The sequence below is a fragment of the Elusimicrobiota bacterium genome (assembly GCA_018816525.1).
Lineage (GTDB): Bacteria > Elusimicrobiota > Endomicrobiia > CG1-02-37-114 > XYA2-FULL-39-19 > OXYB2-FULL-48-7.
The window spans coordinates 1-11,489 of the sequence record JAHIVV010000016.1 but is presented as its reverse complement, the minus strand read 5'-3'; the positions used below and the strand labels follow the sequence as shown (position 1 = coordinate 11,489).

At 36.6% G+C, this 11,489-nt stretch carries 9 protein-coding genes; 7 read left to right on the top strand and 2 right to left on the bottom strand.

Translation table 11 applies throughout. From position 1 onward, the window contains the following. Positions 1–187: 187 nt before the first annotated feature. The 7 genes from pilM to KKH91_01900 are packed head-to-tail and all read left to right on the top strand — an operon-like array spanning position 188 to position 7,776. A complete protein-coding gene (gene pilM, locus KKH91_01930) occupies positions 188–1,303 on the top strand; it encodes a type IV pilus assembly protein PilM (protein MBU0951576.1) in 1,116 nt (371 codons plus the stop codon). Then, entirely contained in the window at positions 1,300–1,848 is a 549-nt protein-coding gene (locus KKH91_01925) for a PilN domain-containing protein (protein MBU0951575.1), read from the top strand. Before pilM ends, KKH91_01925 begins: the two co-directional genes overlap by 4 nt. Before the next feature lie 4 nt (positions 1,849–1,852). Next, positions 1,853–2,404 (top strand): type 4a pilus biogenesis protein PilO, encoded by a 552-nt coding sequence (locus KKH91_01920; GenBank protein ID MBU0951574.1) that lies wholly within the window; start codon positions 1,853–1,855, stop codon positions 2,402–2,404. Further along, a complete protein-coding gene (locus KKH91_01915) occupies positions 2,401–2,880 on the top strand; it encodes a hypothetical protein (GenBank protein ID MBU0951573.1) in 480 nt (159 codons plus the stop codon). The genes KKH91_01920 and KKH91_01915 overlap by 4 nt, the downstream gene beginning before the upstream one ends. 23 nt (positions 2,881–2,903) lie before the next feature. Continuing rightward, positions 2,904–4,790 carry a type IV pilus secretin PilQ gene (pilQ, locus tag KKH91_01910; protein ID MBU0951572.1) on the top strand — a complete coding sequence of 629 codons (1,887 nt, stop codon included), beginning with the start codon at positions 2,904–2,906 and terminating at the stop codon, positions 4,788–4,790. 9 nt (positions 4,791–4,799) lie between these two features. Beyond that, positions 4,800–6,209 (top strand): O-antigen ligase family protein, encoded by a 1,410-nt coding sequence (locus KKH91_01905; GenBank protein MBU0951571.1) that lies wholly within the window; start codon positions 4,800–4,802, stop codon positions 6,207–6,209. Next, positions 6,190–7,776, top strand: a complete 1,587-nt coding sequence (locus KKH91_01900; protein ID MBU0951570.1) for an O-antigen ligase family protein — start codon at positions 6,190–6,192, stop codon at positions 7,774–7,776. Before KKH91_01905 ends, KKH91_01900 begins: the two co-directional genes overlap by 20 nt. Positions 7,777–7,912: 136 nt before the next feature. On the opposite strand, the gene KKH91_01895 is transcribed toward KKH91_01900, so the two are convergent. Further along, the gene (locus KKH91_01895; protein ID MBU0951569.1) at positions 7,913–9,574 is read right to left on the bottom strand and encodes a PorV/PorQ family protein; all 1,662 of its coding nucleotides are present in this window, start codon (positions 9,572–9,574) and stop codon (positions 7,913–7,915) included. Positions 9,575–9,685: 111 nt separating this feature from the next. Next, positions 9,686–11,489 (bottom strand): DUF2012 domain-containing protein (locus KKH91_01890; protein MBU0951568.1); only part of this gene is annotated, 1,804 nt, incomplete at its 5' end.

The following is an 11,489-nucleotide window of genomic DNA, read 5'->3' as shown; positions in this document are numbered from 1 at the left end:
TTAACTACCCGGAAATTTGGTGAAGTAAGACAAAATTCCTCCCAGGTTTGAACTATGTAATGGTATTTTAACATTTTTTTTCAGAAGAAATTGCTGATTTGGAGAAGATCCAAAATCAATATCGGTTCTTGGGGCGATGCGGGAATTTGACATTTGATATGATATTTAATAAAATACATTTAATTCTATGAAACTAGACTTTGACATTTCTTCAATTTTTGGATCAAAAGACATACTAGGCGTTGATATCGGTTCCTATTCTATTAAAATCGTACAATTAAAAGGAAGCGGCACCAAATGGACCCTGGTAAAAAACAAAACCATTCTAATCCCTGAAGAAATCGCCAATACCGATTCAAATCCTATAGAGAAAAAAAACTTAATTGCATCCCTCATCAGAGACTACATAAAACAGGAAAAACTTTCAACAAAAAATGCCGCTATTTCCGTTTCCGGCAGTTCAGTGGTTGTAAGATACGTAAAGTTTCCAAAAATCAGCAAAGAAGACCTTGCGAAAAGTATTCAATTTGAAGCAGAGCCTTATATACCTTTTGACATAAAAGAGGTGAATTTGGGTTTTTACATTATCGGTGAAATAACTGAAGACGGCCAGAAAAAAACCGAAACAGTTCTTGTAGCCGCAAAAAAGGACATAATCCAAACTAAAATAGAAATTCTGCAGGAAGCGGGTATAAATCCGATAATAATTGATGTTGATGCTTTTGCCCTGGAATCCAGTTATGAAATAAACAAAGACCCGCAAGTCCAGGAAATGGCCATTTTGGTTAATATTGGCGCTAACGTAACAAATGTAACAATTATTGAAAACGGCATATCCCGCGTAGTGAGGGATATTTTTATAGGCGGCAACGCATTCACTAAAGCATTGCAGAAAAACTACCAGAGTGATTTCAAAAAAGCAGAGGAATTGAAGAAAAAATTCGGGCTTTTAGTAACCATCGAAGACAAGGAAACAGCCCTGAAGGAAGATAATAAAGACGCATTGCAAATTTCAAATATGTTGACCCCTGTTGCTCACGACTTGTTAAGCGAAATTCATAGATCCATAGATTTCTTCTATTCACAGAGAGGAGAGCATCAGGTTTTAAACCGTGTTTTGCTATGCGGAGGAGCATCAGCGTTAAAAAACATAGACAAATATTTTTCGCAGGAACTTAAACTTCAAACTGAATTTTTTAACCCGCTGAGAAAAGTTGACAAAGCGCCAAACACGCAAATAGAAAACATCGGTGAATATGCCATTGCTACCGGGTTAGCCACAAGACAAATAAACGAAAAATGATTAAAATTAATTTAATACCGCCTGAGGTACTGCAAAAAGAAGCAAAAAAAAGGGTTACTATCCTCATAAGCCTTGGAGCGGGTGCGCTAATTTCTTTTTCGATAATTTTCTTTTTTTACAGGCTTACTGTCGCAAAGCAGCTCTCCGGCGAACTTACAGTATTGCAGCAGGAATTAAAAAAATACCAAACCATAGTGGACGAAGTTAACAGGCTTAAAGGCATAACCGCTATATTAGAAGCCAAGAAAAACACTATCCAGAACTTAATGAAAGGCAGGTTATTCTATCCAAAATTGATGGAAGAATTCATGCAGATACTGCCGCAGCCCGTTTGGTTAACCGCGATGAATACGACTTCCTCATCAGACGGTTTTTTAATAACGATGTCGTGTGTTTCGTACGACAATATTGCAATAGCTGATTTTTTATCTAATTTACAATCTTCACCAAAATACAGCAATATTGAAATCGGCGGAATAACAACAAATTTCGGGCTGATGCAAACTTTTTCTTTTCAAATAACTTGCACATATAAAGCGTTATAATTCTATGAAAAAAGAACAGCAAATATACATTTCGATAGGCATTGGAGTTGTAGCTTTTATATTCCTTTATTTCAATTTTTTATTGAACCCTGTTAACAGGGATATATCTGAAAAAAGAAGGAAAATAAAGGAAACACTTGAACAGGTAGAACAGGCAAAAAGGGAATCTTTACAGCTTGAGGAATTCAAAGTAAAATCTCAAATTTTAGAAACAGAAGTAAAAGAGCTCCAGGAAAGGCTTCCTAAAAGCAAAGATATACCCGATCTAATACGCAGGATTGCAAAAGATTCAGAAAAATTTGGAATTAAAATATCAAATTTCCAACCCCGGCCTACTATGACGGGAGCATCAAGCGAGTATGATGAGATTCCCTTCGGTATTACTTATACTGCGAGCTATCATTCTTTGGCTAACTTCTTTGCCGAAATAGGCCAGGAAAAAAGGCTCCTTGCAACCAGGGATTTGTCAATGAACGCCCAAGCAGGGACTGATAAAAAAACAACTATTGGCGGGACATTTACACTAATCGCTTATATGGCAAAAGGCGGAAGATGAAAAGACTTTCAAATAAAAAATCCATATTATTTTTTGCACTTTTAAGTATCGCTTTAGCTTATGGATGCGGCAAAAAGGCAGCAGTTGTTCAGGAAACTGAGCCGCCTAAACCCCGCCAAATTGTCATTCCAACGAAACAGGCTGAAGAAATTTACAGATATAGCGGAGAAATTTACCGGGACCCTTTTGCACCTTTGACCGAAAAACGAATGATTTCAGCATCATTGCAGGCTAGCGGCGAGGCAGAGAAACCCAATATCGGAATACTTGATTTAAAGGGAATAAGCATAGATAGAAATGCCAGAATGGCCATCCTATCCGGGCCTATGGGCAGTTACATATTAAAAAACGGCAAATTGTTTGATAGCCGCAACAGGCTGATAAGAGGAATAACCGGTTCAATAGAAGGAAAGTCTGTAACGCTGTCTACTGATGATAAATTCACTAAAACATTTAAACTTTCTGGAAACGAATAATTTTTACGGGGGATAAACACCAAATGAAAAAAGTAATTGACTTTAACAAAATCGTCAAACGTAGAGGCTTTTTATTAGCATTTTGCATCTCGCTAGTAACTGCGCTGCTTTTTGCTCAGGCAGTTAAACAGGATTTTTCTTTACTAAGCGGTTTAAAAGTGGACCATAACACGATTAAAATTATTACCTCAAATGCAGTTAAATACAATGTTTTTAAAATTTCAAATCCGCCCAGGTTAGTCGCTGAATTGTTTAATACTGAGCACGACTTAAAACAAAAAGAAATCAGTGTAAATAACGGTATAATTAAACGTATCAGAAGCGGGCAATTTCAAAATGAACCCGCAAAAATAACCAGGATAGTTATTGACCTGATTAAAATGGTAGATTATGAAGCAGTGCAAACCGATAACCAGATAAATATCGCTTTACTAACAGATAAAAAAAGCGCAAAAACTGAAACAGCACAAACACCTCAAACAGAAGAAAAAACTGTTGAAGTTGCCCAAAAAACTGAGACACCTGCAATAGTTGAACAGACAGAAGTTAAAAAAAATGAGGAAACCGCAAAAGTAGAAAAACCTAAAAAATCAGAAAAATCGAAAACAACAATAACGAAAAAACAGACTGTAACCAAAAAAACAGCTTCAGATAGCGGAACAAACAGAAACTCTGGGACTCTTCCAAAAACCCCTGTTACCCTGGAATACCAAGAAGCCGATATAAAAGATGTCCTTCAGGTAATGTCAATAAGGAGCGGAATAAACATAATTTATGGGCCGGATGTATCAGGCACTGTATCAGTATCGCTTAGAAACGTACCTTTTGACCAGGCTTTCCGCACAGTGCTTGCCTTGAAAAGTCTTACGACTATGGATGTGTCAGATAATATCATCAGAGTCATAACACCATCTGCACTTAAAGCTGAAAGAGAAAAAGAAATAACATTCACAAAAGTGTTCCCCATGAATTACGCAGAAGCTGGTGTTATACAAAGTCAGATTTCAGCGGTATTAGCCGCAAGGGAAATAAAAGGGACCATAACAACTGACCAAAGAACAAACTCATTAATCGTAACAGCAACACTTGAAGGAATAGACATGGCTGAGAAACTTTTTAAAGAACTTGACGTCAAACCTCAACAGGTATCTATCGAAGCAAAAATTGTCGATGTTACAATAAACGACATTTCCGACTTAGGTGTAAATTGGTCTATTCAAAACATTGAAGCAACCGGAAATGGCGCAGTATCAATGCCGGGTGCCAGCCAAAATGCAGCCAGTGTTAGTCCTGCCCAGCCTGCGATAGCTGCAGCGGCAAAAATACAAGCTACTGAACTGAAAACGTCAATCCCTGTCCCTGCTGGCGGGAATTTTAATTTTGGATATGTTACAGCAAATCAGGCTTTAAACTTAAAGCTTGGCGCGCTAATCACTTCCGGTAAAGCAAAAATTCTTTCTAATCCAAAAGTAACAACTATAAATAACAAAGAAGCCAGTATATCGTCCGGAGAAAAAGTTCCCTATAAATCTACAATTGTATCAAATGGCGTATCCCAGGAAAGCTGGCAGTTTTTGGACGCCGGCATCACTCTTACTGTGACTCCCACAATTAGCCCTGACGGTTGGATCACTTTAAAGGTTTTACCGGGAGTATCTGTACCCCAATTAAGCCCGGCCGGCCAGCCACCAACTACGAGAAACCGTACCACCAACGTTACAGTAATGGTTAAAGATAATGACACTCTTGTAATAGGCGGACTCATTACAGAAAATGATATTGACAGTATTCAAAGAATACCCGTACTAAGTGATTTGCCGATTCTTGGATATCTTTTCCAATATAAATCAAAAAACACATCAAAGACAGAATTGCTGGTATTCATTACTCCGCGAATCCTGCCAGATTAGAAACAAAATGTGAAGAAACCCTCATTTGCCGCTACTGCGACTTCCATTTTAGGAATTCTATTATTTGTTTCTCCATTATTAAATGCAAGCTGGGATGTATGGACTAAAACCATAATACATCTACTGACAGTCTTTTTTGCTTTATTTTTTTTGTCATACTATTTACCGGAAAAATCTCAAAATAAAACATTTTCACTGGCATTTGTACTTTTCTTTTGGATTTTATTGACATCTATCCTGTCGCAAATAACATTCAACACAGAATTAGAACTTCATAATTGGGTTAATTACTTAGCTCTTTTCATAATGATTCTTGCTTTACCCAAAAAATATGCCGAAGATTCTATAAAATTTGTAATTGCGGCTATTTCAATAATTGTTATTTTCGGGCTTTATCAGTATTTCATTCAAAAGAAATCCATGCCTGACAGCACTATGGTAAACCCCAATATATTAGCGGGATACCTTGTAATGATTGTACCTCTGCTATTTTCTATTCAAAAACAAAAGATAAATATCCGGCGCGGGCTCATTCAACTACTGCTTTTATCAGCAGTTTTATGTTTAATTTTAACCAAATCACTGTCGGGCTTTGTCGGATTATTGTCAGCTGTGCTTATTATTAAGTACCGCTGGCGCGGTCTGTTTATTTCTGCGGCGATATTCCTGTTTCTTCTTTCTTTTAAACTTAAAGAACCGGACGTGGTAAATAGGTTTCTTTGGTGGGAAGCTTGCCTGAGAATCATTAAAGATAACCCAATTTTCGGCACGGGTTTAGGCACCTTTCAGTTTGTTTACCCAAAATATAGAACTAGCGCCCTGGCGTCAATTTTTGCGCACAATTTTTACTTACAGCTTTGCAGTGAAGTAGGCATACCAGGGCTTTTAATCCTTTTAGCACTTATTTATTTTTCTTTTAAAAAAATAAATAACACCTATATTAAAATCAGCCTGCTGTCCATACTAATTCAGAATATCTTTGAATACAACCTGTATATTCTTGCAAATGGTATTCTATTCTGGTTCCTGTTGGCTTACGGAATGAAAGATTCTATTAATGAACCAAAAAATAGTAGTCAATTCAGCAATAAAACACTGCTCAATAAAGCTCTTTTAGTAATGCCATTATTAATTTACTGTAACGGCTTTATGAAGATTTATCTTTCAACCAGGGCTTATAACATGGCTGAAAATGCTTATACAGACAAGGACTATAAGCTTTCCGAAGAATATTTAATCAAAGCAAAAACAATTAAACCGAATATCTGGATGGCTTATTCAAAATTATCAAGTATTTACCTGGACAAATATGAAAAAACACATTATAAATCTTACCTCTATGAAGCTTTAACTTACTCAGAAAAAACCAGTGATTATAATACATTTTACAAATATTGCTATGCTAAAAAAACTAATTAAATATTTGCCAATAATTATTTTTATTGTTGTTGTATTCCTCGGCGGCGGGAAACTATTATACCAATTCAGTATAATTTCGTTATTATTACTATTTTCCGGTTTGTTTTTACTAGTTTATAAGAAAAATAAATTTCTAAATAACATCATTTATTGCAACGAAGTCATGCTTCCTTTAATTTTAATTGCTATTTGGGCTTTAGTAACCCTGTTTACAACAAACTGTTTATATTCAACATTTAAAAATGTACTACAAATTGCTATTTACATCTCTTTTTTAACGTTTGCTTTGACTTTTAACAGTCCTAAATCAACTGTAAAAACGCTCTTATTTTTAAACATTATCCAAAGTATTATTGTTATTTCACAAAATTATTTCGCAAAAACACCTTTCGGCTTATTTCCGGATAATCCAAACATGGTTTCGGGCTTTATAGCTTCTTTAACAATTCTTTCTCTAACTTACATACTTCTGCATTATGAAACCTTAGAGAAAAATGAAAAACCATTATTTTTCATCAGCTCAATACTGGGTATTTTGGCTGTTTTTTCGGGAAGATCGAGAAGTATACTGATTATTTTCATTCTGATTATATTTTATTTGCTTTGGAAAAGATTCGGGTTCAAAGGACTGCTTGCCAGTGTCCTAATTCTTTTTTCGTTAATAATCCTGTTTAATAACACGATATCGAAAAAATATGTAAAAATAGGTGATCCTCTGGCTTATTACAGGCACCAGTTGTGGTTTTCCGCAGTTAAACTGACAGCAAACAATCCGGTTTTTGGAGTAGGTTTGGGCAACTATGGGAAAATATTCCCAAAATACAATTTTCCTGTTGAAAACGAAACAATAAAATATGGAAAATATACTAATTTTGCGCATAATGAATTTCTTCAAATTGCCGCGGAAATGGGGATTCCCGGATTTCTTCTTATCTTCTGGCTTACATTTGTTTTTTTTAGAGCACTATACAAATATGACTATTTGCTCTTGCCAGCGCTAATTTTGGCATTTCAGGCCCTTTTTGACATGAATTTACACCTTCCTGCCAATATACTCCTATTAATCCTGTTATTCGCGATTGCCCAAAACAAGTCAGGCAGGATTAAGGCTTTATCTGTTGAAAAAATTAAAACCTATATTATTCCACTGTTTATTATAATGACCGTAATATATTCAGCCTTATTTCTATCAGATTTAAACGCTAAGTCTAAAAACTATCTGGCCGCTATCAAATTAAGCCCGCTAAACCCTGAAAACTACCATAATTTAAGTATTTCTAAAAATATCGATGACCCGGAAAAAGAGTTGCTGTTAAAAAGCGCCCAATTTCTTGACAGGGAAAACTACATTTATAGTTCTGAATTAGGTTATTTGTATTGGCACCAGGCATTTAAGAAGAGAGCTTTAATTAAGAGCGCTATTGATGAATTCAACCTGTCACTGCAACAAAACCCCTTTAACGCCCAGACCTGCTTTTACCTGGGAAAATTGTTTTATGACATCAAAGAATATTCAAGAGCTAAGGAATATATATCAAAAGGAAAGTTCCTGGAGCCTAATTTATGATATATTTTTTACTGCCGGCTTATAATGAGGTACGACCTGAAAAAGGGGAAATCAAAAATGAAGGTTTTAGAAACAATCTTTTTCTATATCAAACTCGTTTTCAAAATTCGATTAAACAATTAATTGATTAATCGAATCACTTCTGTTCAAGAAACTCTTTTATCTCTTTATCGTCGATAGACAGTTTAATCACTCTTCTCCAGATATCCCGCGCTTTTTCAACAGCTTCCGGCTTATTTTCAGCTTTTCCCAAACAGTAAAGGGCCGATCCCAAACGTTTTAAAGCAAGAATATTGTCAGGTTCCAGGTCAAGCACTTCATTCGCCTCTTTAATTGCGCTGTCATAATGGCCGTCGTAAATGAAATTTAGGGATTTATATAACTTGTAAGTTATCAGGGTAAACCCTGCGGGAATTTCATCGGTTTTTGCAAGTTCAGGATAGTAGTTTTTTAATACAGAATACAACCGGGCGAAAATTTCCTTGTCCATTGAGTTTTCCATGGCATAATGAATTTTTACTAACGCATCGGGAGGATTTTCAACCGGTTTTAAAAATGATAATAGCCCTTTTCTTACGATTACCGACATTAAGTCGTCCCCTGTAAGCTCAGGAACAACATTAGCCACCAACCCTAATTTCTCAGCTATTTTATCCCACGTTTTATTATCAGGTTTTTGGGAAATCAAAATAGCCAATTCTCTGCCGGCGTCTTTATAATATCCTTCACTTATATAAACAAATATAGGCCGTAAGCTTTCCTCAATCTGGTCTGAAAGACTCTTGTCTAATAAAGAACCAATATTGTTGTTTATAAAACTTGTTTTTTCCGGAGCTTTGTAAGATTCTTCTCCTGCTACTGAAGGATTTGTTTTGCCAAACAGCCACGACCCGGGCCCCATGCTGAATGTTGTCTGGTTTAAGGCCTGAAAATCCGACATCAAAGACTGGCTGTAATCAAAACCTATGCCGTTAAAAGCAAAACCTAGCCCTACAGAGAGATAATTATTGCTTTCTGACATTCTATACCCGGCCCTGAATCCAAGGTTTTCCATGGGAAAATATTCTATTCCTGTATTGATTCCGGAAGGGGAATTCAATAGTTTTACATAATCTATATCTATTTTTAGCCCTGACAAACGGCCGGGGAATTTATATCCAATTCCCAATCTATAGGTCAAGGGCAGAGGATCGCCGACATCAACATATTTAAGCTCCGTGCCAATATTTTGAATAACACCGCCAATTGACACTCCTCTTAGCAAATCCGGAAGATATAAAATCCCAAAATCACCTGCAAATGCAGTTGCCGAATATTTTTCTATAAGTGTAGAATGCAATAATTTAAAATTTGTTCCTATTAATAAATCTTTATCGAAATTGCTGGCTGCGTAACTGAAGGTAAGCAGGTAATCATCCTGAATACGAATCATACGGTAGGTTGAATTATCCTGGGGTACTTCAAAAGTACCACCCTGAAACAGGTACAAACTCAGGCCTAAACTGGTAAGGGGTTTTATTCTTCTTCCAAAACTCAATGAAGCATAACAGGTGTCAACCAAGCCCTGCAAATAAGTCATGCTAACTTCGTTTTGAATTTTAGCTAATCCGGCAGGGTTATAATAAATGGTGTTTAGGTCGTCAGCAACTGCTACAAACGCTTCACCCATTGCTATCTGCCTTGCTCCAACAGGCTGGGCCAGAATTGCAGTGCCGCCTAAACTCGATTCGGTTGCGAATAGGGGGGTAAAAATATTTAGTGTAACTATTAAAATTGAAACTTGAATTCCTAGCTTCAAGAGAATTCCTTTTTTTTCCAGATGACACTTCTAGGAAAGCGCCATCTGGAAATATTTGTGATTTTTTACTTTTGAATCAATTGCTCAACATTGCCCCTAGAAGACAGTATATTATTTTACCACAACTATTTTTTTCATATCTTTAAAGTCGCCTGCTTGTATTCTTACAATATATGCACCGCTGGCAGCAACTTCTTCTGCAAAATTCTTTCCATTCCACAATGTTTCAGATTCTCCAATCGGCATATCTTCATCGACAAGCGTCTTAACTAAGGTTCCGCGGACATTGTGTATTGTTATTCTCACATGAACTTTTGCTTTGTCACCCGCCAGTTGTTTCTGATTAGCCGGTAAATCTACTTTAAATTTTATTTTTGCTTTCTTACCTGAACCCGGTTCAACTATTGGCTCAACAGGTTTAAGTTCTCCAATAATATTAACATCAGCCGGTTTTTGGTGTGCAATCGCCGTAATTTGATCGCTGGCAGTCTGGTTTATAGTGTCATAGGCAACCACTTTCAGGCTATGTTCGCCATCGGTTTCAGCAGAAGTATCCCAATGCCAATGCAGTTTATCAGCCGTTGCATCAGTATGTTTAAGAACATTATCAATATAATATTCTATTTTTGAAATTCCGTTGTCATCCGTAGCTTCAACTTTTACATTAAGGTTTCCATTTACAACCTGCCTGTTACCTGGAACAGTAATTGAAACAGAGGGGGGATTATCAATAACTTGAATAGCAGTAAAATTCTTTCCAGTCAAATTACTGCTGACAAGAACGGCAGACAAAGTTACCGGATTAAAGGTATACCCAGCTTTTGTCGGTGTTAAAGTGTAATCTCCGGCATCTAAATTTGTAAATGAATAGGAACCGTCATTTGCTGTAGTAGCTATTGTAGTAGATGACCCGCTTAAAGCAACGGTAACTCCGCTAATCATTGTTCCGGTTGAATTGCTTATAGAACCGCTTATTGAGTAAGTTGTTATAACCGGCGCAATGGGAGTTCCTATAAAGTTCTGGTCAGTTTGTGTACTGGTTAAAGTGGCATAGGTCAAAGATGATGTGTAAAAACTCCAACTGTCTTTTGTGGGGGTAACCACATAGGCCCCGTTAGACAAATTCGTAAACTGGTAATATCCGTTTACATCTGTGGTAGTGTTTAACGAAACAGTTCCTGTTAATGCAACGTTTACAGCAACAATCGCTGAACTTGAATTGTCTTTGATGTAACCGTTAATTGAATAAGTATTGTTTGGGCCACCGCTACTGCCGCCAGTTGAAGCAATGTCCTGATTGGTAATATTAACATTAACTATTGTTATGTTAATAAAAACAAAGGTGTAACCTGTTTTGGCGGGGTTAACATTATAATTTCCTGCAACAAGATTTGCAAAGAAATAGTAACCATTAGAATCAGTCGTAGTTGACGCAATTACAGTTAACCCATCACTTGTGGTTAAAGTTACTGTAACGCTTGTAATTATTGTCCCACTGCTATCCTTTATATAACCGCTCACTGAATATGTCGTTGGTTGGTTTTCGGTGCCAACAATATTCTGATTTGTTTGTGTACTGGTAAGATTGGTGTAACTTAAAGAGGTGGGGGCAAAACTCCAATTGGTTTTAGTAGGGGTAACTGTATAGTTACCAAATGATAAACCTCTAAAAGTGTAACTTCCATCACCCGCAGTTGTGGTTGTAACACTTACTGAACCATTCAAAGTCACTGTCACTCCACTAACTGCAACACTACTGACATCTTTAATATACCCGCTAATCGAGTAAGTGGGTTGACCTGAACCCATATCTGTTTGTATTTCAGTTTGGCTCAATTCTCGATTATAAATTCGAATTTCATCTAAAATCCCTTTATATAAACCCCATACACCATCGGACCTACTTCCTATTCTC